This is a genomic window from Pseudomonas pichavaramensis, assembly GCF_050473265.1.
GTDB lineage: Bacteria > Pseudomonadota > Gammaproteobacteria > Pseudomonadales > Pseudomonadaceae > Aquipseudomonas.
Window position 1 is genome coordinate 123151 of record NZ_JBJKFJ010000015.1, and the last position, 22372, is coordinate 145522.

The following is a 22372-nucleotide window of genomic DNA, read 5'->3' on the forward strand; positions in this document are numbered from 1 at the left end:
CGCCTCAACTGGCCAGCATGCGCCCGGTTTCTTCCAGATTGATGTGCCATTGCAGTGCTTCGCGCAGGATATGCGGGGTGTGCCCGCCACGCTCGCAGGCGCGCTCGAAGTAGTCGTTGAGCGCGCCACGGAAGTCCGGATGCACGCAGTTGTCGATCACCGCCCTGGCGCGTTCGCGTGGTGCCAGGCCACGCAAATCGGCCAGGCCCTGCTCGGTGACCAGGATGTCGACGTCGTGCTCGCTGTGATCGACATGGCTGACCATCGGCACCACGCTGGACACCGCGCCGCCCTTGGCGATGGACTTGGTGACGAAGATTGCCAGGTGCGCGTTGCGGGCAAAATCGCCGCTGCCGCCGATGCCGTTCATCATCTTGGTGCCGCCAACGTGAGTGGAGTTGACGTTGCCGTACAGGTCGAACTCCAGCGCCGTGTTGATACCGATGATCCCCAGGCGACGCACCACCTCCGGATGGTTGGAGATCTCCTGCGGGCGCAGCACCAGGCGCTCCTTGTAGCGCTCGAGATTGCCGAACACATCGGCATTGCGCCGCGCCGAGAGGGTGATCGAACTGCCCGAGGCGAATGCCAGCTTGCCAGCGTCGAACAGGTCGAAGGTGGAGTCCTGCAGCACCTCCGAGTACATGCTCAGGTTGTCGAATGGCGAATGAATCAGCCCGCACATCACCGCATTGGCGATCGAACCGATACCGGCCTGCAGCGGGCCGAGGCTGTTGCTCATGCGGCCGGCATCGACCTCACGCTTGAAGAAGTCGATCAGATGATCAGCGATGGCCTGGGTCTCGTGGTCCGGCGGCAGCACGGTGGAAGGCGAATCAGCCTGGTCGTTGATCACGATCCCGACGATCTTCTCTGCCGGGATCGGGATCGCCGTGACGCCGATACGGTCATCGACACGGGTCAACGGGATCGGCGTGCGGGTCGGTCGATAGCTGGGGATGTAGACGTCGTGCAGGCCTTCCAGATTGGGATTGTGCGCCAGGTTGATCTCGACGATGACGCGCTCGGCGAAAATGGCGAAGCTGGCCGAGTTGCCCACCGAGGTGGTCGGCACGATGTGTCCCTGCTCGGTAATGGCCACGGCTTCGATCACCGCGATATCGGGCTTCTTCAACTGGTGGTTGCGCAGTTGCTCGACGGTTTCCGAGAGGTGCTGATCGATGAACATCACCCGACCGTCGTTGATCGCCTTGCGCAGCGTGGAGTCGACCTGGAACGGCATGCGTCGGGCCAGCACACCGGCCTCGGTCAGTTGCTTGTCCAGGTCGTTGCCGAGACTGGCACCGGTCATCAGGCTGATGCTCAACGGCTGCTGACGGGCGCGCTCGGCCAGCGCCAGCGGTACTGCCTTGGCTTCGCCTGCGCGGGTGAAGCCGCTCATGCCGACGGTCATACCGTCCTCGATCAGGGCGGCCGCCTCGGCCGCAGTCATCACCTTGTCCAGCAGCGAAGGCTGGCGCACACGATCTGCATACATCGGGAACCTCGACAGGCGGGGATAGCACGGAGGGCGAGCAGTCTAGTGGCCAGGATGCCGCACGCCTCTACCACGAAAGTCGAATTGAACCCTCTAGAACGGGCCTTTCGTCGGATACTGCGAAACCGCTGCTCAGTCCAGCTTGAGCACCTTGGCCAGCACCACCTTGGGCCCTTTCATCTTCTTGACGATGATGCGCAGGCCATCGGTCTCCAGTACTTCCTCTTCCTCGGGCATGCGCTTGAGCGTCTCGTAGATCAGGCCGGCCAGGGTTTCGGCCTCGATATGGTCGAGATCGACACCGAGCAGGCGTTCGACCTTGGCCAACGGCGTATCACCACGCACCAGCAGTTTGCCCGGCTGGTAAGCGAGGATGCCGCGTTCGGCCTTGCGGTGTTCGTCCTGGATGTCGCCGACCAGCGCTTCCAGCACGTCCTCCATGGTCAGGTAGCCGATAACCTTGCCGTCCGCCTCCTCGACCAGGGCGAAGTGCGCGCCGCCCTGGCGGAACTGCTCGAGCAGCTGTGACAGCGGCATGTGCCGGCTGACCCGCTCCAGCGGATGCATCATGTCACCGAGCTTGAGTGCCGAGGGCAGCATCTCCAGCAAGGACAACTGCAGCAGCAGGTCCTTGATGTGCAGCACACCGACGAACTCTTCCTTGTTCTCGTCGTAGATCGGGTAACGGCTGTACTTGTGCCGGCGGAAGGTGGTGAACACCTCATCCAGGCTGGCGTTGAGTGCCAGATAGACCAGATCCTCGCGCGAGTTGGCCCAGTCCACCACTTCCAGCTCGCCCAGTTCGACCGCCGAGGCCAGCACGCGCAGATCCTGATCGTTGTCGGCACTGGCGCGACTGGAATGCAGGATCAGTTTCAGCTCTTCACGGCTGTAATGGTGCTCATGATGCGGCCCTGGCTCGCCCTGTCCGGCGATACGCAGGATGGCATTGGCGCTGGCGTTGAGGACGAAGATCGCCGGGTACATCAGCCAGTAGAAGGCATACAGCGGCGCGGCCGTCCACAACGACAGCAGCTCCGGCTTGCGGATTGCCCAGGACTTGGGCGCCAGCTCGCCGATGACGATATGCAGGTAGGAAATGATGGCGAACGCGGTGAAGAAGGCGATGCCGTGAATCAGCGCCGGCGAATCGATGCCAAGCGCCGCCAGCAGCGGCGTGAGCAGTTCGGCGAAAGCCGGCTCGCCGACCCAGCCCAGCCCCAGCGATGCCAGGGTGATGCCCAGCTGGCAGGCCGACAGGTAGGCGTCCATCTGGTTGTGCACGGTACGCAGGATATGCCCACGCCAGCCATGTGCTTCGGCCAACGCGTCGACCTTGGTGGCGCGCAGACGGACGATGGCGAACTCCGCAGCGACGAAGAAACCGTTGAGCAGAACCAGAAACAGGGCGAACAGCATGAGGCCGAAATCGGCGAGGTAGGTTGAAGCGGAGAGACTCGTGGAGGGGTCCATGAAGGTTCGGATTGGCCAATGACCGCTAGAGGGTGGAGCCTCGCCGCGCCGAATGCAAGCACTCAGCGGGCGCGCTGCACCACCTGGGCCTGAGCGAAGTGGCAGGTGAAGGTACTGCCTTCACCCAGCTCGCTGCTGATCTGCAGATTGCCGCGATGACGCAGCAGCACGTGCTTGACGATCGCCAGCCCCAGCCCCGTGCCGCCAGTGTTGCTGGCGCGGCTGGAGTCGACGCGGTAGAAGCGTTCAGTCAGGCGCGGCAGGTGCTTGGCGTCGATGCCCATGCCGGTGTCACTGACCGCCAGGTGCGCGCCGTGCTCGTCGCCCCACCAGCGAATGCGGATATCACCACCAGCCGGCGTGTATTTCACCGCATTGAACACCAGGTTGGAGAAGGCGCTGCGCAGCTCCGCCTCGCTACCCTTGAGCTTGAGGTGCGGATCGGCTTCCAGGCTGATGCGGTGCTGCTGGTCCGCTGACAGCGCCTGGGCGTCGTTCTTGATCGACAGCAGCATCAGATCGACCGCCACCGGCTGGTTGTCCGAGGGGTAGTCGGTGGCTTCCAGCTTGGCCAACAGCAGCAGGTCGTTGAGCAGCGTCTGCATGCGCGCGCCCTGTTGCTGCATCTGCTGCAGCGCCCGCAGCCAGCGCGGATTGACCGCCTCGACGTTGTCCAGCAGGGTCTCCAGATAACCGGCGATCACCGTCAGCGGCGTGCGCAGTTCGTGGGAGACGTTGGCGACGAAGTCCTTGCGCATCTGCTCCAGCTGGTGGAGACGGGTGACGTCGCGCACCAGCAGCAGATGCTCACGATTGCCGTAGCGGGTGATATGAAACTGCAGACGCCGCCGGTCATTGACCGGCGAGGGAATCTCCAGCGCATCGGCATAGTTGCCGCGCTCGAAATACTCCTTGAAGCGCGGATCGCGCACCAGATTGGCCAGTTGCTGACCGCTGTCCTGCGGCGTTTTCAGGCCCAGCAGGGTCTCGGCCGCACGGTTCCACCATTCCAGATTGCCCTGGCTGTCGAGCATAATCACCGCATCCTTGAGCGCCGCAGTGGACTCCTGCACGCGGTCGATCACGGCCTGCAGGCGGCCACGCGCCTTCTGGTTGCGCCGTTGCAGGTGGTAGATGCTGTCGAATACCTCGCCCCACAGGCCGTAGCCGTCCGGCGGCGGTTCGTCGGGTTTGTGCTCACGCAGCCACTTGTGCAGACGCAGCAGCTGGCTGAGGGTCCAGCCCAGGTGAATCGCCAGGCCGCAGGCCAGCACCCAGGCATATTCACCGGTGAGGAAACCGAGCAGCAGGCAGGCGCCCACCAGCAGCAACAGCCGGCGCACCACGGCACCACGCCAGTTTTGATTCACGATGGAGCGCATCCTTGTCGAGCGGCCGGCGCGAAAGCCTCGCGCCAGCGATTAACCCTTGGTAGAGAAACGATACCCAGTCCCGCGCACGGTTTGTACCAGGTTTTCGTAAGCATCGCCGAGCGCCTTGCGCAGGCGACGGATATGCACGTCGACGGTACGCTCTTCGACATAGACGTTGCCGCCCCAGACCTGATCGAGCAGCTGGCCACGGGTGTAGGCGCGCTCCTGATGGGTCATGAAGAACTGCAGCAAACGGTATTCGGTCGGGCCCATCTCGGCCGGCTTGCCGTCGATGGTCACGCGATGGCTGATCGGATCGAGCAGCAGGCCGCCGACCTCGATCGGCGCCTCACTGTCACTCGGGCCGGCACGGCGCAGCACGGCCTTGAGGCGCGCCACCAGCTCACGCGGCGAGAACGGCTTGGTGATGTAGTCGTCGGCGCCGACTTCCAGGCCCTGGATCTTGTTGTCCTCTTCGCCTTTGGCGGTGAGCATGATGATCGGGATGTCGTTGGTCAGCTCGTCGCGTTTTAGCCGGCGCGCCAACTCGATACCGCTGGTACCGGGCAGCATCCAGTCGAGCAGGATCAGGTCAGGCTTGCGGTCGACGATCACGGCATGGGCCTGCTGGGTATTCTCCGCCTCCAGACACTCGTAACCGGCCATCTCCAGGGCCACCGCGATCATTTCGCGGATCGGTGCTTCGTCATCGACGATCAGGATGTTCTTGCCAACCATGGGGCCTTAGCCTCTATTCGTTCATCTGTCTGCGCCGCATTAGATAACGGAATTATTGCAGCGATATGACAGGCGCGCGGCAGCATGCGACCACTGAGCACTTGTTCACCGGCCTGCAACCCGCGCAGTAGCGCAGGCCGACTCTCAGCGCAAAGCGTAATCCAGCACCAGCCCGACAAAGATGGCCAGGCCCGCCCAGTGGTTGTGCAGGAAAGCCTTGAAGCACACCAGCGGCTCACGCCGGCGGGTTACGTAAAACTCCCAGGCGAAGCAGGCGGCGGCGGCCAGCAGGCCGAGATGGAAGTACAGGCCCAGCTCGAAGCGCGCGCCCGCCAACAGCAGGCAGAGCAGCGCCAATCCCTGCAGGCTGGCAATGATCAGACGGTCGGCATCGCCGAACAGGATGGCGGTGGATTTCACCCCGATCTTCAGATCGTCCTCGCGGTCGGCCATGGCGTAATAGGTGTCGTAGGCCACCGTCCACAGCAGGTTGGCGATGTACAGCAGCCAGGCCTCGGGCGGCAGGTTGCCGGTTTCAGCCGTGAAGGCCATCGGCATGCCCCAGGAGAATGCAGCACCGAGCACCACCTGCGGGTAGAAGGTGTAGCGCTTCATGAAGGGGTAGCAGGCGGCCAGTGCCAGGCCACCCAATGACAGCCAGATGGTGGTGGCGTTGGTGAACAGCACCAGTATGAAACTCAGCACCACCAGCACAGCGAACAGCACAAGCGCTTCGCGTGGCTTGATCTTGCCGCTGGCCAGCGGACGCGCCTTAGTGCGGCTGACGTGGCCGTCGAAGTTGCGATCGGCGTAGTCGTTGATCACGCAGCCGGCAGCGCGCATCAGAATGACGCCAGCGACGAAGATGAACAGGTTCTTCACACTCGGCACGCCCTCGGCCGCCACCCACAGCGCCCACAGCGTCGGCCACAGCAGAAGGTAGATGCCGATGGGCTTTTCCAGGCGCATCAGCTGGATGAAGTCCCAGGCGCGCGGGTGCAGGCGGGTGGTCGATTGCAGCAGGCGGGTGTACATCGAGGCGTCTCCGTACAAGGTGCGCGGATTATACGGGGGTTGGCGGCGGAGGGTGGATCAGGGCGCGAGGTAGACGCTTTTTTCATCCACCGCTACAGATCCTGGGACGTCGGGGAGCGTCGCACAGAAGGTTGCTGGAAACGCTTCAGGCTTTGCCTCCTTGAGCCTCCACTCCCGCTGCCGGCCAGAATGCAGGCAGAAACACCTCGGCCACCAGCACCCCCAGCACGCCGCGACTGAAACAGGAACGGCGCGCCCAGAGACCGTCCTCACGCACCGCTTCCGGGAGCCAGACGACGGGGTAACGGCAGGCCTGCAACTCACCGCGATCGAAGGCGCGGTCACTGAACAGCAACTCACCCAGCGAGCGACTGCCCAGCTCGGCCAGGTTCAGTCCGGAACCCTCGAGCACGCTGCGGGCAGCGACACTGCGGGCGAAAACCCAGGGTTGAGCGTGCCCGCGAAGATAGACCTCGCGCACCCAGCCCTGACTGCCGTCGGCCACGCCGAGCGCGGCACATTCATCATGACGCAGTCGCTGCCAGCCTTCCTGCAAAGGGGTCACCGAGAAGCCGTCGTGCGACAGCGCGGTCAGACGACGGGTCAGCGAGTCCTCGTTGAACAGCCAGTCGCGTACGCCTGCGGAGGGCTGCGGATGCAACTGAGCGTTGGTCAGCCAGCGAGGAGGATGGGCAAGGGCGGTGTGGGGCACGGAGAGCAGTCACCATGAAACAGGAGCGCGCGAGTCTAGCACGCCGAGTTGGGCTGCCTCAGTAGAGCTGCGGTGCGTACAGCTGGCCGGCGCCGGGTTCGCCGAGCAGTTGTTCGAGAATTTCGTGATGCATGGCCAGCAACTTGCCGTTGCGCTCGTTGAGGCGCTTGCACTGGCCGGCCAGTTGGCCGAGCTGTTCCCAGGTCAGCAAGAGATGATTGCGCTGTGTCTGTGGGTAACGGCTCAGCAGCTTATTCATGGCACTGTTGCCTGCTCCCAGCTGGAAGGCAGCCAGCACCTTGCTGCGGCGTTGTGCACGCGCCTTGGCCTGCTCCACCAATGGCAGGATCTGCTCGTTGAGCAGGTCGATCTGCCGGCTGTCGCGCTTGAGCAGCTGCTGATAGAGCTCCTGCATCAGCCCACGCAGGGCCAGGTAGTCGGCGCAGTCCTGCTGCAGATCCTGTTCGACAACCTGAAGCAGCTGCTGCTCACGCGCAGTGGTCACGCATCGCTACCGCTGTGATAGGTCAGCATGCTGCTGGCCAGCGCCGCCGGGTCGCTGCTCAGCTCGCCACCGGCCAGAGCGGCCTTGAGCTGCGCCACCTTGTCCAGATCGACCTCCGGCAGGCTGCGCAGAGCTGCCTGCAGCTGCTCCAGACGCGGTTCCTCGCTGCTGCTCGCGCGGGTGGAGGCCTGCTGCTGCAGCTGGGCACTCTGCACCTTGGCGGGGGTGTCGCCAGGCAGATTGAGGCTGGGCTTGAGATGCCTGCTGATTTCCATGATTCGAATCCAACTCGTGGTGTTATGACCAATAAGCGACCGCCCCAGGCCGGTACTTAAATCCCATGGGGAAAATCTGCCACCTTTCGCAGGGTGAGCCATGCGCACCGCTGACACTCGCGCCAGGGTATCTGTGCGCACGGCGCACCCTACCTCTTAGCTCACCTGGGCTCGCCACCAGGCCTGCGCGGCCAGACCATCCTGGATCTTCTGCTCCTGACGGGCAAGCAGCTCGTGCCACTGGCCCATCTTGCTGTCGATAAACTGGTTGATCACCTTCTCGCTGCGCATCGCCGCCAGCAGCTCGCGCTGGATACGTGCCAGGTTCTCCTCGGCCAGCGCCAGCTCGCGACGCTGCAACTCGACCATCTTGTACAGCGTGGCCTTGTAGCGCTGCTGGTTGTCGCGCTGCAGCGGCGTGGTCATCGGCACGCTGAAACCGCATAGGCGGCTGAGCCCGGTAATGTTGTTACGGTAGCGCTGGCACAGGTTCTGCTGATAACTCACCCGACCGAGCATCTGCTGCACCTTGTTGCCACGCAGGCTGGCCAGTCGCCCGAGAACCTCTAGCTGTTCTTTCATTTGATGATGCTCTGCAAGGTGGCAATGCTGGCGCCAAGCTCGGCGGCGACGCCGACCTCCTGACGCAGGAAGCGCTCGAGGCTCGGCGCCAGCTGTACGGCGCGGTCGGTCTTGGCATCCATGCCCGGCGTGTAGCCGCCCAACGGAATCAGCTCCTTGATCTTCTCGAAGGTGCTGTAGAACTCCTTGAACTGACGGCCGGCAGCCAGATGCGCAGCCTCACCGACCTGACTCATGCAGCGGCTGACAGACGCGGAAATGTCGATGGCCGGGTAATGGCCGACATCGGCCAGGCGCCTTGAGAGCACGATATGGCCGTCGAGAATCGCCCGCGCGCAATCGACGATCGGGTCCTGATGATCGTCGCCCTCGGCCAGCACGGTGTAGATGGCGCTGAGGCTGCCACTGCCGCTCTCGCCATTGCCGGCACTCTCCACCAGCTCCGGCAGCATGCCGAACACCGATGGCGGATAACCCTTGGTCGCCGGCGGCTCGCCCAGGGCCAGGGCGATCTCGCGCTGGGCCATGGCGTAGCGGGTCAGCGAGTCGACCAACAGCAGCACGTCCTGGCCCTGGTCACGAAAATAGGCGGCGATGCTGTGGCACAGCTCGGTGGCCTTCAGCCGCATCAGCGGCGATTCGTTGGCCGGCGCCACCACCACCACGGCCTTGCGCAAACCTTCTTCGCCGAGCGAATGCAGGATGAACTCCTGCACTTCACGGCCGCGCTCGCCGATCAGCCCGACCACCACCACATCGGCCTTGGTCTGCCGGGTGATCATCCCCAACAGCACGCTCTTGCCCACCCCGGAGCCGGCGAACAGACCGACGCGCTGGCCTTTGCCCAGGGTCAGCAGGCCGTTGATGGCGCGCACACCGACATCCAGCGCCGCCTCCACCGGGCGCCGCTTGAGCGGATTGACCGTGGGCAGTTCGACCGGCAATGGATCGCGGCCATTGAGCTTGCCGCGCTCATCCAGCGGCTCGCCAAGGCCGTTGACCACCCGTCCGAGCCAGGACTCGTCGATATGCAGGACGGCTTCGTCCTTGGCCGGGAATACCCGCGAGCCAGCCGCCAGACCAACCGGCTTCTTGAACGGCATCAGATAGGTGATATCGCGGTTGAAACCGACCACCTGAGCATCCAGCAGGCTGCCGTCAGCCTGCTCGACCCGGCAACGCTGGCCCGTGCTGCGCTGGCAGCCGAGGCTTTCCAGCAACAGCCCGGAAACCCGCACCAGGCGCCCGGCGACCTTGGCCAGTTGCACACCGTCGAGCGAGCGCAGGGCTTCGTCGAGTTTGTAGTCGAGCATGCTGGCAGTGGCTCCCGGTCAGGCTTCGGTCAGGTGCAGGTGTTCGGCCAGGGTGTCGATGCAGGCGTCCAGCCGCTGCTGACAACCCACGTCCGCTTCGGCCTGCGGCGTGACCACGCGGCACTCGCCAAGGGCCAGGCGCTCGTCGGCCACCAGTTTCCAGCCTGCCGCACGCTCGGGTGCCACCGACTTGATCCGCGCGTACTCCTCGGGGCTGAGCAGCACCTGCACGTCTTCCGGCTCGCCCGGCATACTGGCCAGCGCTTCCTCGACCAGCGCCAGCAACTGCGTCGGATGCAGGGTGAGCTCACAACGAATGACCTGTTGCGAGACCTTCTTCACCAGCTCCAGCAGCTCCTCGCGGCGCTTGTGCTCCAGCTCGCCGAGGTAGCGCTCGACCTGCTCACTGATGGCCTGCAGCGGCTGCGCCGCCAGTTCGAATTCGCGGCGCCCTTCACTGCGGCCCTCTTCGCGGCCGACGTGCAGCCCCTCATCGCGGCCCTGCGCGTAACCGGCCTGGCGTCCGGCCTCCTCGCCTTGTTGCAGGCCGTCCTGATAGCCTTTCTCGATGCCCTGCTGGAAACCATCGGCCATGGCCCGCTGCAGGCCGGCCGGATCGCCGCTCCAGTCCTCGGTCGGTTGGCTGCTGCGCGGTGGGAAGCGGTAGGCGCGCCACTGCCGGGCATCGCCGTTGATCACCTTGACCGTCATCTCATTCCACCGTCTGTTCACGGAACAGCTGCACCTGCAGCTCGCCACTGGCCGACATTTCGCGCACCACCGCCATGATGTCCTTGCGCACCTGCTCGACACGGCTCAACGGCACCGGACCCTGGCGGCGATTGATCGATTCCATCTGCTGCGCCTGACGTTTGGGCATGGCGCCGGCAATGGCGCGCACCAGCTCCGGCTCGGCACCCTTGAGCGCCACCACCCATTCCTCCAGCGGCACGGCCTCGAGCAGCGCCTGCAGTACGTCCTGGTTCTGCCGCGAGAGGATGAAGAAGTCGTACATTTCATCCTCGATGCGCTCGACCAGCTGATCGTCATGGGCGCGCAACAGCTCGAACATCTGCCCACGGTCGCCCTTGAAGCGGTTCATGATGTCGGCCGCCTGCTTGATGCCGCGTACCTGCGAGCCCTGGGTGCTGAGCACCGCCAGGCTGCGGTCGATCAGTTGCTCCAGCTCGGCGATGACATCGCTGTTGACCTCGCTGAGGTTGGCGATGCGGTACAACAGCTCGTCCTGGCGCTCACGCGGCATGCACTCGAGCACCTCGCTGGCCATGCCCGGCGGCAGGAAGGCGAGGAACACCGCCTGCATCTGCGCGTGCTCCTTGGCGATCAGCGCGGCGAACTGCTTGGGGTCGAGCCACTCCATCTTGGCCATCTTGGCGCGGATTTCTTCGCCGTAGATGCTGTCGAGCAGCGAACGGGTGATCTCGCTGCCCAGCGCCTTGCTGAGCATGCCGTCGAGGTAACCACGCGAGGCACCCTTGATGCTGCTCTGCTCCTTGTAGTCCTCGAAGAAGCGGCCGATGACGTCGGAAACCATCGGCTGCTTGACGTTGGACAGGCGCGCCATGGCCTGGCTGATGGCGACGATTTCCTCACGGGAGAAGTGCCTGAGCACCCCGGCGGAAATTTCGTCGCCCATGCTCAGCATGAGGATGGCGGCCTGCTCGGAGGAACTCAGCGAGCGCTTCTGCACACGCAGGCGCATTTCCTTGGCGGTGGAACCACCGCGGCCGTCAGGCTGGGTTGAGGTCTCGGTCATTGCGCCCTATCCATTGTTTGATGACTTCCGAGACGCGCTCGGGATCGTTCTTGGCCAGCATTTGCAGGTGCTCGATCTGCAGCTCCAGGCCCGAACCCGGTGCCGGCAGACGGATCTCCGACAAGGGGCTCAGCTCGCCCAGCACAGTGGCGCCGGGCGCATCGTCGCCAACCCGGGCCAGCAGACGCTCAGCGGCGCGTTCGGCGTGCAGCGCCAGCTGATCATCGCCATCGCCCGCTACGGGTAAACCTGCTTCGCTGCGCTGACTCAGACTGCGCACGGCCGGACGTACCACCATCAGCAGCAACAACAGGCTGATCAGGGCAAACACGCCGAGTTTGGCCAGGTCATGCACCTTGGCGTCCTGCCACCAGGCCAGGCTCTCGCCAGCGGCCCCGGCCAGACCGGCATCGGTGAAGGGGAATACGCTCAGGGTCAGCAGATCGCCACGCGCCTGGTTGAAACCCACCGCACTCTTGACCATCGCTTCCAGTTCCGCCCGCGCTTCGGGCGTCCAGCCGCCCTCAGGCGCCACGGCGGCATTCAGCACCACGGCGATGCTCTGCTGGCGCAGGCTGAAAGGCGCGTGTTTGACGTGGGTGACGCTCTGGTCGTAATCCAGCTGACGATTGGACTCCTTGCGCAGCGAGGTCGCTGCCTTGTTCGCCGCATCATCCTCGCCAGCAGGCTGTCCTTCAGCCGGCTCGGGCGCCGGTTGCGGCGGGCGATTGGCCAGCGAACCCGGTACCCCCAGCGCCAGTTGGTCGAGCACGCTTTCGTCGCGCAGCACTTCGTTGCGCAGGCGCGGCGTCTCGCCATAGGACTGGAAGGTCTCCTCCTTCTGGCTGAAATCGATGTCGGCAGCCACGCTGATGCGGTAGTTGCCGCCGCCGAGCACCGGCGCCAGCACCGCCTCGGCGTTGGCCACCGCCTTGTTCTGGTAATCGTCGACCACCTGCCAGTTCTGCACCGGCCCGCCGAGGGTGTCGATGCCACGTGACAGCAGCGCGCCGTACTGGTCGACCACCTGCACGTTGCCCGCCTCCAGTTGCGGCACGCTGCCGGCGACCAGGTTGACGATGGCACTGACCTGCGCCGGCGCCAACTTGTAGCCCGGCGCCAGCTGCAGCATCACCGAAGCCTTGCCCGGCTCGCGTTTGCCGACCACGAAGGAGCTGTTTTCCTGCAACGCCAGGTGTACGCGCGCGCCTTCAACGCCCTTGAGCGCCATCACCGTGCGCGACAGCTCGCCCTCCAGGCTGCGTTTGAGGCGCACATCCTGGACGAACTGGCTGGTGCCCAGCGGCTCGTCCTTGTCGAACAGCTCGTAGCCAGCCGGCACCTTGACCTGCACACCCTTGGCCGCCAGCAGCATGCGCGCCTGGCTCAGTTGGTCCTCGCGCACCAGCACCTGGCCACTTTGCGGATGCAGGCGATAGTTGATGGCATCACCATCGAGCACCTGCATCACTTCGGCCGCCGGATAGGCCTCGCCGCTGCCATACAGCGGGCGGAAGGAACCCTGGTCACGCCAGAGATAGAACACCACGCCAACCGCCAGCAACGCGGCGATCGCCGCAAGACCGATCAGGGTCATGCGTGGGTCGAGTTTCAGCCCGGTCTCGGGCAGCTTGCTTTTCAGGGTCTGCAGCACGCGTCAGGTCTCCGCTGCGCTCAAAGCGGCAGCTTCATGATGTCGTCGAAGGCACTGGCCAGCTTGTTGCGCACCTGCATCAGCGCGCTGAAGGAGACACTGGCCTTCTGGCTCTCGATCATCGCCCCCACCAGGTCATCGCTCTGCCCGCTGTCCACCGCAGCCATCAACTCACCGGAGCGGTGCTGCTGGGCATCCACGGCGCGCACCGCATCATCGAAGGCTGCAGCGAATCCAGGCTCTCCGGGTTGCACGGCGAAACTCTGCGCTGGCTTGACCGGCATCGCCTCGCTGAGGTTCTTGAGCTGTTCCATACGGCCCAGCAGGTCCTGCTGCACCTGGCTGATCGAATTCATCCTTTGCTTCTCCTAGACGGGAATCTGCACGCCCTGCTCACGCATGGCATTGAGGCGATAGCGCAGTGCGCGTGGGGTCATGCCAAGGCTTGCGGCCGCCTTGGTCTTGTGCCCGCCGAAACGGCGGATGGTGTCGATCACATGCTGGTACTCGGCCCACTTGCCACTGGCGCGCAGCGCTGCCTTGCCGCCTTCTAGCGACTGTGGCTGCAGGCGCGGTGCCGGCTCAGGTGTACTGCTCGGCGGCAGACTCAGGCCCAGGTCCTGCGCCTGGATGTACAGGCCGTTACGCAGAATCAGCGCACGCTGCAGGCAGTTTTCCAGCTCGCGCACGTTGCCCGGCCAGTCGTGGGCCAGCAGCGCGCGGCAGGCATCTTCGGTCAGCAGTTCGTGGCGAGCGTCCTGCGCTGCGTACTGGCGGATAAAACGGCGGGCCAGGGCCAGCACATCTTCCTTGCGCTCGCGCAGCGGGCTGATGTGCAGCGGCAGCACATCGAGGCGGAACATCAGGTCGGCGCGGAAGCGCCCCTCTGCCACTTCCTGCTGCAGATCGCGGTTGGTGGCCGCGATGATGCGCACGTCCAGGGCAATCTCCCGGCGCCCGCCGAGGCGTTCGACACATTGTTCCTGCAGCACGCGCAACAGCTTGGCCTGCAGGCCCAGCGGCAACTCGCCGATCTCGTCGAGCAACAGCGTGCCGCCGTTGGCCAGTTCGAACTTGCCGGGCTGGGCACTCACTGCGCCGGTAAAGGCACCTTTTTCATGGCCGAAGAGAATGGACTCGAGCATCTGCTCGGGAATCGCCGCACAGTTCACGGCGATGAAGGGCGCGTCGTCCTCGGCCGAGAAGCGATGAATGTAACGCGCCATCAACTCCTTGCCAGTGCCAGTCTCGCCAGTGATGAGAATCGGCGCCCGGGTCATCGCCACGCGCTGCGCCATGGCCAACAAACGGCGCCCGGCCTGTGAACAGGAGACAAAAGCTTCCTCGCCGGCACTGGCCGATTCCTGACGACGCAGCAGCGCGCTGAGTTGCGCCTCGCTGAACGGCGCCAGCAGATAGTCGACGCAACCCAGTTCGAGCAGCGCCGCGGCCTTTTCCTGATCGGCGTATTCCACCACCGGCACCACGCCGACGCGCCCAGCCTGACGCAGGATCGCACCGACCTGTGCATAAAGCGTATTGCCCGCCAGGCAACTGACGAACACCAGCACCAGGCTGGCGTTTTCCAACGCGCGCGGATCGAGCTCCAGGCAGTTGGCAAAACGCCGCACGCGGAAACCCTGGCGCAGCAGGCCGCCAGTCAACAGACGCTCGCTGGCCGTATCGACCTGGCCGACCACGACTATATGTTGCTGCCCCAACTGCTCATCCAACAGCTCGTCGCAGGCGTAACTTACCGTTTGAGTTGAATGCTTCAAGGTAAATCACCCGTTGTCTCTATATGCCCAGCGGCTGCGTTCGACCTCGTGTTCAAAACTGCCAACCAGATGACAGATTTTTTTCACTTGGCCCCTTAATCTTCGGAAACTTTCCGTCGCTCTTATCGGTCAACTCAGCGGCACTTGGCGATGCGCTGTAAATAGGTGCGACGGATCACGGCGCGAACGTTAACAAGCGCACAAAAAATCGCCGAATTACTTGCTGTTATTTCCTGTCAATGCTGGCAAGGCGTTATCAAAAACAGCATTTGATATCTATTGATTTAATTTCCCGCCCTCCCTCCGCATAGACTCCTCCCCGTCATCACTGGCCTGCAGCGCTGTGCCCGGATGATTTCGACGCCATGCCCCGGGTTTCGCACCCAGGGCTGCCGGCAAATCAAAATGTCCTCTGCCATGCATGCCCGATCACCGGGTAGCACGTTCGCAGTTACAACCAGGAATACAGCCCACAACATGAACGGGATAAGAAAAGTCCTTCATGGCGTGCCCGCCGACAGTCTGCCCAGGTTGAAACCGCAGAAACTTGGCCGGCACTACCACAAGATTCCTCACTACATTCGCGAGTTCTCCGCCAAATATCCGCGAATCATCAGTGACTATTTTCTGCGCAACTATCGAATCAATCTGGAATTGCTGCGCGTCGATGTTCATGAACACGTGGACAGAGATGCCGAGTGCCTCTACCGCTCGCCCCTTGGCAAGGTTGGTTTCGCCATGGATCGCGCGCTGCTGACCGAAGCGCTGGAGTGCTATTACGGCGGGACCTGCCTGCCCAATCATGAAGCGCCACCGGTCAGCACCTCGGAGCAACGCATGCGTACGCGCCTGGGCCTGGATGTGTCGCAGCTGTTCGCTCGCTCGATTCTCGCCGGCCAGACCTTCGGCAAACTCGAGCCCTACGACAACACCTATGACGAGACGGTGTGGGAGTACGTGGCACAGTTTCAGTTCACCAGCCACATCACCGGCAGCCAGTCGTCGATCTTCATCTATCTCGATACACAGCTGGCCGACGAGATGACCAGCCGCCTGACACCTGCCGCATCGCCCAGCCAGAGCGGCACCTCGCTGAACCAGATCCGTCAGTTGCCGGTGCGCCTGGACTGCGTGGTCGCCAGCCTGCAGATGCCTCTTTCACAAGTGCTTGCCCTGCGCCCCGGCGACATCCTGCCGATGCGCCTGCTGGAGCACTGCGACGTAAAGATCAACCAGCAGAAGCTGTTCCGCGGCGCCATCTTCGAAGACGACGGCTCCTTGTTCCTGACTTCTCTTGAGAGCGTGAAGACCCCATGAGCAGCCCTATTTCCGATAACGATTTCGATAGCCTGATCAACGACGCCGGGCTCAACCTCGACGAGCCGGCCAGTGCCGCAGCAGCCGTGGAGGCGTCGGCCAGCCTGCCGCAGCAGGACCTGAGCTTCTTCGGCAAGATTCCAGTGAACGTCACCCTGGAAGTGGCTTCCACCGAGATCACCCTCAAGGAGCTGATGGACGTCGACGCCGGCAGCGTGATCGCCCTCGACAAGCTGGCCGGCGAGCCGCTGGACGTGAAGGTCAATGGCGCGCTGTTCGCCAAGGCCGAGGTGGTAGTGATGAACGGCAACTACGGCCTGCGCATCGTCGAGCTGTCCGGCAGCGGCCTGAGCGGGCTGGGCGTATGATGCTGCGCCGCCTGCTGCAATCCGGCCTGCTCCTGGCGGCCCTGTGCTGCCCGTTGCTGGCTCAAGCCGCCGGTGGCGATATCACCCTGTTCAACTTCAATGACACCGCAGACGGTCAGACCCTGAGCGTCAAACTGCAGATCCTGCTGATCATGACACTGCTGGGTTTCCTCCCGGCGATGTTGATGATGATGACCTGCTTCACCCGCTTCATCATCGTCCTGGCCATCCTGCGCCAAGCCATCGGCCTGCAGCAGAGCCCGCCCAATCCGGTACTGATTGGCATTGCCCTGTGCCTGACCCTGCTGGTGATGCGCCCGGTCTGGCAGGAGATGTACAGCGAGGCCTACGTGCCATTCGAAGCCGACGAAATCAGCCTCGAACAGGGCCTCGGTGAAGGCAAGCGCATACTCAGCCAGTTCATGCTGGCGCAGACCAGCAAGAACTCGCTGGAAACCCTGGTCACCCTGGCCGGCGAAGAAATGCCCGAGGACCTGGCTCAGCTGGACTTTTCCCTGCTGCTGCCGGCCTTCGTCCTCAGTGAACTGAAGACCGCCTTCCAGCTTGGTTTCATGATCTTCGTGCCGTTCCTGGTGATCGACCTGGTGGTGGCCAGCGTGCTCATGGCGATGGGCATGATGATGCTCTCGCCGATGATGATCTCGCTGCCGTTCAAGCTCATGGTGTTCGTCCTGGTCGATGGCTGGACGCTGTTGGTCGGCACCCTCACCACCAGTATTCAGCCGTATTAGCGAGGCCGCGCGATGCTCACGCCCGAACACGCCGCCGAACTGGTGGCCCACGCTGTCTACATCACCGGCCTGATCGTCTGCGTGCTGGTGGTGCCGAGCCTGCTCGGCGGCCTGCTGGTGAGCATTTTCCAGGCCGCTACGCAGATCAACGAACAGATGCTCAGCTTCCTGCCGCGCCTGCTGATCACCCTCGCCATGCTGGTGTTCGCCGGCCACTGGATTCTGCGCACGCTGGGGGATCTGTTCATCGAAACCTTCAAGCAGGCCGGTCATCTGGTGGGCTGAAACATGTCCGAGCCCGTGCTGCATGTCAGCCAGTACCTGAACAGCTTGCAGGCCTACTGGTGGCCGTTCTGCCGCATCGTCGCCCTGTTCAGCATGGCGCCGCTGTTCAATCACAAGGCGGTATCGGTGCGTGTGCGCATCCTCCTGGCCCTGGCCCTGACCGTCGCGCTTGGCGCCGCCCTGCCGGACATGCCGCAGATCGACCCACTGTCGTTGAAAGGCCTGCTCACCGCCCTGGAGCAGATCACCTTCGGCATCCTGCTCGGCCTGACCCTGCAACTGGTGTTCACCATCTTCATGCTGGTCGGCGAAGTGGTGTCGACGCAGATGGGCATGAGCATGGCGCGCTACAACGACCCGGTGAACGGCGTGTCGTCATCCTCGATCATCTACCAGCTGTACTTCATCCTGCTGGTGTTGCTGTTCTTCGCCATCGACGGCCATCTGGTCACCGTCAGCGTGCTGTACCAGAGTTTCCTGTTCTGGCCGGTGGGCAGCGGCCTGCATTATCTGGGCGCGGAAAAATTCATCCAGGCCTTCGCCTGGGTGCTGGCGGCAGCCGTACTGGTCACACTGCCGGTGGTGTTCTGCCTGACCCTGGTGCAGTTCTGCTTTGGCTTGCTCAACCGCATCTCCCCGGCGATGAACCTGTTCTCCCTGGGCTTTCCCATCAGCATCCTGATGGGCCTGCTGTGCATCTACCTGACCCTGCCGAATCTGCCGGACAGCTACCTGCACCTGACCCGCGAGCTGCTCAACGGCATCGGCGTGATCCTGCGCGAGGGCGGCGATGTCTGAGCAAAACAGCGGCCAGGAGAAAACGGAAGAAGCCTCCGCGCACAAACTGAAGAAGAGCAAGGAAGACGGCCAGGTCGCGCGCTCCAAGGACCTGTCGACCACCATCTCGCTGATCGCCACCCTGTTCATCCTCAAGTTCAGCGCCGGGCTGTTCATGGAAGGCCTCAGCGACAGCTTCCGCCTCTCCTACATTCAGTTCGGCCACAGCGAGATCGGCCTGGAAGACCTCGACACCCTGCTCGGCTACAACCTGCTGGTGTTCATCAAGCTGCTGTCGCCGCTGCTGCTCACCTCGCTGCTGGTGGTGGCGTTGTCATTGGTGCCGGGCGGCTGGGTGTTCTCGGCGAAGAACTTCGCGCCCAAGCTGAGCAAGCTCAACCCCATCACCGGCCTGGGGCGAATCTTCTCCGCGCAGAACTGGAGCGAGTTGCTCAAGTCAATCCTCAAGGTGCTGGTGCTGCTCGGCGTCGGCTACATGCTGGTGCGGGCGGCGCTGCCCGAGCTGATCGCCCTGCAGCGCAGCAGCGTATTGGAAGCGATCTCGGCAGCACTGAACCTGACGTTCAACCTGACCCTGTGCCTGATGCTGATCTTCGTGCTGTTCTCCTTCATCGACATCCCGCTGCAGCGCTACTTCTTCCTCAAGAAAATGCGCATGACCAAGCAGGAGCGCAAGGAAGAGCACAAGAACCAGGAGGGCCGCCCGGAGGTCAAGGCGCGCATCAAGCAGTTGCAGCGGCAGATGCTGCAACGGCAGATCAGCAAGGTGATCAAGAACGCCGACGTGATCATCACCAACCCGACACACTACGCCGTCGCCCTCAAGTACGACAGCAAGAAGGCCCAGGCGCCCTTCGTGCTGGCCAAGGGGGTCGATGAGACCGCGCTGTACATGCGCCAGATGGCCGCCAAGCACACCCTGGAGGTACTGGAGATCCCGCCGCTGGCACGCGCCATCTACTTCACCACCCAGGTCAATCAACAGATTCCGGCGCCGCTGTATACCGCAGTCGCCCACGTACTGACCTACATCCTGCAGCTCAAGGCCTGGCGCCAGGGCCGCAGAAGCAAGCCACAACTGGCGAGCAACCTTCCGATTCCCGACAGCTTGGCCAACAGGGGCTGATTCATGAACCTACTGCAGCAACTCGCGCCCACCTTCCGCAGCGGCCGTATCGGCATCCCGTTACTGATCCTGTCGATCCTGGCCATGGTCATCCTGCCGCTGCCACCGGTGCTGCTCGATGCCCTGTTCACCTTCAACATCGCCATGGCGATCCTGGTGCTGCTGGTCAGCGTGTCGTCGAAGAGCCCGCTGGACTTCTCCCTGTTTCCCACGGTGATTCTGATCACCACCCTGCTGCGTCTGTGCCTGAACGTCGCCTCCACCCGCGTGGTGCTGCTTGAGGGTCACACCGGTACCGGTGCGGCGGGCAAGGTGATCGAGTCGTTCGGCGAGGTGGTGATCGGTGGCAACTTCATCGTCGGCCTGGTGGTGTTCGTGATCCTGATGATCATCAACTTCATCGTCATCACCAAGGGCGGCGAGCGTATTTCCGAGGTCACCGCGCGTTTCACCCTGGACGCGCTGCCCGGCAAGCAGATGGCCATCGACGCCGACCTCAACGCCGGCCTGATCGAGCAGAACGAGGCCAAGCGCCGCCGCTCGGAAGTGGCCAAGGAAGCCGACTTCTACGGGGCCATGGACGGTGCCTCGAAGTTCGTCCGCGGCGACGCCATCGCCGGCATCCTGATCCTGCTGATCAACCTGTTCGGCGGCTTCGCCATCGGTCTGTTCGTCTACGACCTCAGTGCTGGCCAGGCCTTCCAGCAATACGCCCTACTGACCATCGGTGACGGTCTGGTCGCACAGATCCCGGCGCTGCTGCTGTCCACCGCAGCGGCGATCATCGTCACCCGTATCAACGAATCCTCGGAAATCACCGATCAGGTACACCGTCAGTTGCTGGCCCAGCCGGCACTGCTCTACACCGTGGCCGGCATCCTCTTCACCCTGGCCCTGGTGCCAGGCATGCCGCACCTGGCGTTCATCAGCTTCGCCGCCCTGGTCGCCTTCGTCGCCTGGATGGTGGCGCGCAACGGCCCACCCAAGGAAGCGGCCAGCCTGGAGCAGGTGGAAGCACTGGGCAAGGCCATGGAGCAGGAGCGCGCGCAGAACATGGCCTGGGAAGATATTCCCCTGGTCGAGCGCCTGTCGGTGTCGCTGGGCTACAAACTGGTGGGGTTGGTCAATGAGGCCGCCGGCGCACCGCTGACCCAGCGCGTGCGCGGTGTACGTCAGACGCTCTCGGAGAGCCTGGGCTTCCTTCTGCCGGAAGTGCATATCCGCGACAGCCTGCGCCTGAAGGCCTCGCAGTACAGCATCCAGATCAACGGCGAGAAGATCGACGGCGCCGAGTTGCACGCCGACCGCATGATGGCTATTCCATCACCGGAACTCTATGGCGAGATCGACGGTATCCTGGGTGTCGACCCGGCCTACCGCATGCAGGTGGTGTGGATTCAGCCGGAAGACAAGGCCCGCGCACTCAACCTCGGCTACCAGGTGATCGACTGTGCCAGCGTCATTGCCACGCACCTGAACAAGGTGATCCGCGAGCACCTGCCGGATGTATTCAAGCACGATGATGTCGACCACCTGATGCAGCGCCTGCAGGTGCAGGCGCCTAAACTGGCCGACAGCCTGAAGAATCAGCTGAGCTACACCCAGCAGCACCGCGTCTATCGCCAGTTGCTGCAGGAGCAGGTGCCGCTCAAGGACATCGTCACCATCGCCACCACCCTGCTGGAGGCCAGCGAATCGACCAAAGACCCGGTGCTGCTCGCCTCCGACGTGCGCTATGCGCTACGCCGCAGCATCGTCGGCATGATCGCCGGCGAGCGCCAGGAACTGTCAGTGTTCATCCTCGAGAACGCGCTGGAGAACACCCTGCTCAACGCCCTGGCCATCGCCCAGCAGGCCGGCCCGGTGAGCCTGGACAACATTCCGGTCGAGCCCAGCCTGCTCAACCAGCTGCAGAACACCATGCCGGTGGTAAAGGAGAAACTGCGCAAGGACGGCCACCCGCCGATCCTTACCGTGATGCCACAATTGCGCCCTCTGCTGGCGCGCTATGCGCGGGTCTTCAGCCCTGGCCTGCATGTGCTGTCGCAGAACGAGATTCCGGACCGGGTGGGCGTCAATATTCTCGGTACGCTGGGTTAATCAAGATTGCAAAGGTGGATGAGCTCTCGCATCCACCATGCCGCGCTAGCCAGCCAGGAAAATCACTCCAGCAATAGATCGCCCTTACGCTGCGTCACTGCCCCAGCCTACCTAAGCCTTCTCCTTGCGCACCTTGCGCATGCCCTCGATCAGCCGCACGTACTCGGCCGAGTCCCCCTGCAAAGCGAGCCCGGCTTCGAAGAAGCCCGTGCGGGTATTCTCCTGCGACCACTGGCAGATCATGTTCACATCCACCTGGCGCATCTCTCCTTCACGATCACGCATGCGCACACGCAGCTTCAGCTCACTTCCGGGCTCCACCGGCGTATCGCTCAACAGTTTCATCCCGCACTCGGAAACATCGCCCGCATAGCCGATCAGCGTGTCGCTTTCTCGATCACTGATCTTGATGCGGAAGGTGGAGCGGAAGGTGATACGACTCGATTGACGCATAGGAGAATGCCTTAGTGCTCGCCACGTCTGCTTGGATCGCAAGGATCAGGAGTTATCAATCGAGATCATTCAGAAGGAAGTCGCGCATTGATGGCCTGTGATTCATCAGGACAAGACGACCATAGCGAGCAGATAGTTAAATCTGAGGCGAGCGCTGATGACCTGTAGGAGCGAGCCCTGCCCGCGAAGCTGTCAGCTGATCACCGTAGGGTGCGCCGCGCGCACCAGCATGTCGGCGTCATCAGCGGTGCGCATGGCGCACCCTACGCTTGCACGCTTGTCTCTGTCGTGTCCGCGCACTTTCTCCAGCGCAAAGAAGAAACCCCAGACCGCTAGGCGATCTGGGGTTTCGTATAGGAGCTTGACTAGGATCTGGCCGGCACTCCGGGACTCTCACCGCCACGCGCCTTTTTTGCTCACATAGAAGAACGCCCAGTCTGCGTTAGCAAACTGGGCGTTC

The 22372-nt window shown here is 63.2% G+C and carries 23 protein-coding genes; 7 read left to right on the forward strand and 16 right to left on the reverse strand.

Annotated features, from left to right (window positions below; genetic code table 11):
* Positions 1-4: 4 nt before the first annotated feature.
* From scpC to ACJRW5_RS21645, 15 genes are all read right to left on the reverse strand, one after another.
* Positions 5-1498, reverse strand: a complete 1494-nt coding sequence (scpC, locus tag ACJRW5_RS21575; RefSeq protein ID WP_484572536.1) for a succinyl-CoA:acetate CoA-transferase ScpC — start codon at positions 1496-1498, stop codon at positions 5-7.
* Between the two features lie 132 nt (positions 1499-1630).
* Entirely contained in the window at positions 1631-2971 is a 1341-nt protein-coding gene (locus ACJRW5_RS21580) for a hemolysin family protein (RefSeq protein ID WP_484572537.1), read from the reverse strand.
* Positions 2972-3033: 62 nt separating this feature from the next.
* Positions 3034-4353: a phosphate regulon sensor histidine kinase PhoR gene (gene phoR, locus ACJRW5_RS21585; protein WP_484572538.1), complete on the reverse strand. Its 1320-nt coding sequence runs from the start codon at positions 4351-4353 to the stop codon at positions 3034-3036.
* 39 nt (positions 4354-4392) lie between these two features.
* A complete protein-coding gene (phoB, locus tag ACJRW5_RS21590) occupies positions 4393-5082 on the reverse strand; it encodes a phosphate regulon transcriptional regulator PhoB (RefSeq protein ID WP_484572539.1) in 690 nt (229 codons plus the stop codon).
* A gap of 144 nt (positions 5083-5226) precedes the next feature.
* The gene (ubiA, locus tag ACJRW5_RS21595) at positions 5227-6117 is read right to left on the reverse strand and encodes a 4-hydroxybenzoate octaprenyltransferase (RefSeq protein ID WP_484572540.1); all 891 of its coding nucleotides are present in this window, start codon (positions 6115-6117) and stop codon (positions 5227-5229) included.
* 145 nt (positions 6118-6262) lie between these two features.
* Positions 6263-6829, reverse strand: a complete 567-nt coding sequence (locus ACJRW5_RS21600; RefSeq protein ID WP_484572541.1) for a chorismate--pyruvate lyase family protein — start codon at positions 6827-6829, stop codon at positions 6263-6265.
* A 58-nt stretch (positions 6830-6887) separates the two neighbouring features.
* Complete coding sequence (gene flgN, locus ACJRW5_RS21605) at positions 6888-7334, reverse strand: flagellar export chaperone FlgN (protein ID WP_484572542.1); 447 nt, start codon at positions 7332-7334, stop codon at positions 6888-6890.
* Positions 7331-7609 (reverse strand): flagellar biosynthesis anti-sigma factor FlgM, encoded by a 279-nt coding sequence (gene flgM / locus ACJRW5_RS21610; protein WP_484572543.1) that lies wholly within the window; start codon positions 7607-7609, stop codon positions 7331-7333. The genes flgN and flgM overlap by 4 nt, the downstream gene beginning before the upstream one ends.
* A 156-nt stretch (positions 7610-7765) precedes the next feature.
* Positions 7766-8191: a flagellar FliJ family protein gene (locus tag ACJRW5_RS21615; RefSeq protein ID WP_484572544.1), complete on the reverse strand. Its 426-nt coding sequence runs from the start codon at positions 8189-8191 to the stop codon at positions 7766-7768.
* Positions 8188-9504 (reverse strand): flagellar protein export ATPase FliI, encoded by a 1317-nt coding sequence (fliI, locus tag ACJRW5_RS21620; protein ID WP_484572545.1) that lies wholly within the window; start codon positions 9502-9504, stop codon positions 8188-8190. Before fliI ends, ACJRW5_RS21615 begins: the two co-directional genes overlap by 4 nt.
* Before the next feature lie 18 nt (positions 9505-9522).
* The gene (fliH, locus tag ACJRW5_RS21625) at positions 9523-10215 is read right to left on the reverse strand and encodes a flagellar assembly protein FliH (RefSeq protein ID WP_484572546.1); all 693 of its coding nucleotides are present in this window, start codon (positions 10213-10215) and stop codon (positions 9523-9525) included.
* A gap of 1 nt (position 10216) precedes the next feature.
* A complete protein-coding gene (locus tag ACJRW5_RS21630) occupies positions 10217-11281 on the reverse strand; it encodes a FliG C-terminal domain-containing protein (protein WP_484572547.1) in 1065 nt (354 codons plus the stop codon).
* Complete coding sequence (gene fliF, locus ACJRW5_RS21635; RefSeq protein WP_484572548.1) at positions 11256-12935, reverse strand: flagellar basal-body MS-ring/collar protein FliF; 1680 nt, start codon at positions 12933-12935, stop codon at positions 11256-11258. The genes ACJRW5_RS21630 and fliF overlap by 26 nt, the downstream gene beginning before the upstream one ends.
* A gap of 20 nt (positions 12936-12955) precedes the next feature.
* Entirely contained in the window at positions 12956-13291 is a 336-nt protein-coding gene (fliE, locus tag ACJRW5_RS21640; protein WP_484572549.1) for a flagellar hook-basal body complex protein FliE, read from the reverse strand.
* Positions 13292-13303: 12 nt separating this feature from the next.
* Positions 13304-14713, reverse strand: coding sequence for a sigma-54 interaction domain-containing protein (locus ACJRW5_RS21645; protein ID WP_484572550.1), 1410 nt, complete (start codon positions 14711-14713; stop codon positions 13304-13306).
* Positions 14714-15190: 477 nt separating this feature from the next.
* On the opposite strand from ACJRW5_RS21645, the gene ACJRW5_RS21650 reads away from it, so the two are divergent.
* The 7 genes from ACJRW5_RS21650 to flhA are packed head-to-tail and all read left to right on the forward strand — an operon-like array spanning position 15191 to position 21459.
* Positions 15191-16030, forward strand: a complete 840-nt coding sequence (locus ACJRW5_RS21650) for a FliM/FliN family flagellar motor switch protein (protein ID WP_484572551.1) — start codon at positions 15191-15193, stop codon at positions 16028-16030.
* Positions 16027-16398 carry a flagellar motor switch protein FliN gene (gene fliN / locus ACJRW5_RS21655; protein WP_484572552.1) on the forward strand — a complete coding sequence of 124 codons (372 nt, stop codon included), beginning with the start codon at positions 16027-16029 and terminating at the stop codon, positions 16396-16398. The genes ACJRW5_RS21650 and fliN overlap by 4 nt, the downstream gene beginning before the upstream one ends.
* Positions 16398-17150, forward strand: coding sequence for a flagellar type III secretion system pore protein FliP (gene fliP / locus ACJRW5_RS21660; RefSeq protein WP_484572560.1), 753 nt, complete (start codon positions 16398-16400; stop codon positions 17148-17150). Before fliN ends, fliP begins: the two co-directional genes overlap by 1 nt.
* Before the next feature lie 12 nt (positions 17151-17162).
* The gene (locus ACJRW5_RS21665) at positions 17163-17435 is read left to right on the forward strand and encodes a flagellar biosynthetic protein FliQ (RefSeq protein WP_037051071.1); all 273 of its coding nucleotides are present in this window, start codon (positions 17163-17165) and stop codon (positions 17433-17435) included.
* A gap of 3 nt (positions 17436-17438) precedes the next feature.
* Complete coding sequence (gene fliR / locus ACJRW5_RS21670) at positions 17439-18233, forward strand: flagellar biosynthetic protein FliR (protein ID WP_484572553.1); 795 nt, start codon at positions 17439-17441, stop codon at positions 18231-18233.
* Positions 18226-19359 carry a flagellar biosynthesis protein FlhB gene (gene flhB, locus ACJRW5_RS21675; RefSeq protein ID WP_484572554.1) on the forward strand — a complete coding sequence of 378 codons (1134 nt, stop codon included), beginning with the start codon at positions 18226-18228 and terminating at the stop codon, positions 19357-19359. The genes fliR and flhB overlap by 8 nt, the downstream gene beginning before the upstream one ends.
* Before the next feature lie 3 nt (positions 19360-19362).
* Positions 19363-21459 carry a flagellar biosynthesis protein FlhA gene (gene flhA, locus ACJRW5_RS21680; RefSeq protein WP_484572555.1) on the forward strand — a complete coding sequence of 699 codons (2097 nt, stop codon included), beginning with the start codon at positions 19363-19365 and terminating at the stop codon, positions 21457-21459.
* Positions 21460-21570: 111 nt separating this feature from the next.
* On the opposite strand, the gene ACJRW5_RS21685 is transcribed toward flhA, so the two are convergent.
* Complete coding sequence (locus tag ACJRW5_RS21685) at positions 21571-21912, reverse strand: PilZ domain-containing protein (protein ID WP_484572556.1); 342 nt, start codon at positions 21910-21912, stop codon at positions 21571-21573.
* Positions 21913-22372 lie beyond the last annotated feature (460 nt).

Excerpts from the sequence above, each read along its gene's own strand:
- scpC (WP_484572536.1), bottom strand. The coding sequence starts at position 1,498 with ATGTATGCAGATCGTGTGCGCCAGCCTTCGCTGCTGGACAAGGTGATG.
- ACJRW5_RS21580 (WP_484572537.1), bottom strand. The coding sequence starts at position 2,971 with ATGGACCCCTCCACGAGTCTCTCCGCTTCAACCTACCTCGCCGATTTC.
- phoR (WP_484572538.1), bottom strand. The coding sequence starts at position 4,353 with ATGCGCTCCATCGTGAATCAAAACTGGCGTGGTGCCGTGGTGCGCCGG.
- phoB (WP_484572539.1), bottom strand. The coding sequence starts at position 5,082 with ATGGTTGGCAAGAACATCCTGATCGTCGATGACGAAGCACCGATCCGC.
- ubiA (WP_484572540.1), bottom strand. The coding sequence starts at position 6,117 with ATGTACACCCGCCTGCTGCAATCGACCACCCGCCTGCACCCGCGCGCC.
- flgM (WP_484572543.1), bottom strand. The coding sequence starts at position 7,609 with ATGGAAATCAGCAGGCATCTCAAGCCCAGCCTCAATCTGCCTGGCGAC.
- ACJRW5_RS21615 (WP_484572544.1), bottom strand. The coding sequence starts at position 8,191 with ATGAAAGAACAGCTAGAGGTTCTCGGGCGACTGGCCAGCCTGCGTGGC.
- fliI (WP_484572545.1), bottom strand. The coding sequence starts at position 9,504 with ATGCTCGACTACAAACTCGACGAAGCCCTGCGCTCGCTCGACGGTGTG.
- fliH (WP_484572546.1), bottom strand. The coding sequence starts at position 10,215 with ATGACGGTCAAGGTGATCAACGGCGATGCCCGGCAGTGGCGCGCCTAC.
- ACJRW5_RS21630 (WP_484572547.1), bottom strand. The coding sequence starts at position 11,281 with ATGACCGAGACCTCAACCCAGCCTGACGGCCGCGGTGGTTCCACCGCC.
- fliE (WP_484572549.1), bottom strand. The coding sequence starts at position 13,291 with ATGAATTCGATCAGCCAGGTGCAGCAGGACCTGCTGGGCCGTATGGAA.
- ACJRW5_RS21650 (WP_484572551.1), top strand. The coding sequence starts at position 15,191 with ATGAACGGGATAAGAAAAGTCCTTCATGGCGTGCCCGCCGACAGTCTG.
- fliN (WP_484572552.1), top strand. The coding sequence starts at position 16,027 with ATGAGCAGCCCTATTTCCGATAACGATTTCGATAGCCTGATCAACGAC.
- fliP (WP_484572560.1), top strand. The coding sequence starts at position 16,398 with ATGCTGCGCCGCCTGCTGCAATCCGGCCTGCTCCTGGCGGCCCTGTGC.
- ACJRW5_RS21665 (WP_037051071.1), top strand. The coding sequence starts at position 17,163 with ATGCTCACGCCCGAACACGCCGCCGAACTGGTGGCCCACGCTGTCTAC.
- fliR (WP_484572553.1), top strand. The coding sequence starts at position 17,439 with ATGTCCGAGCCCGTGCTGCATGTCAGCCAGTACCTGAACAGCTTGCAG.
- flhB (WP_484572554.1), top strand. The coding sequence starts at position 18,226 with ATGTCTGAGCAAAACAGCGGCCAGGAGAAAACGGAAGAAGCCTCCGCG.
- flhA (WP_484572555.1), top strand. The coding sequence starts at position 19,363 with ATGAACCTACTGCAGCAACTCGCGCCCACCTTCCGCAGCGGCCGTATC.
- ACJRW5_RS21685 (WP_484572556.1), bottom strand. The coding sequence starts at position 21,912 with ATGCGTCAATCGAGTCGTATCACCTTCCGCTCCACCTTCCGCATCAAG.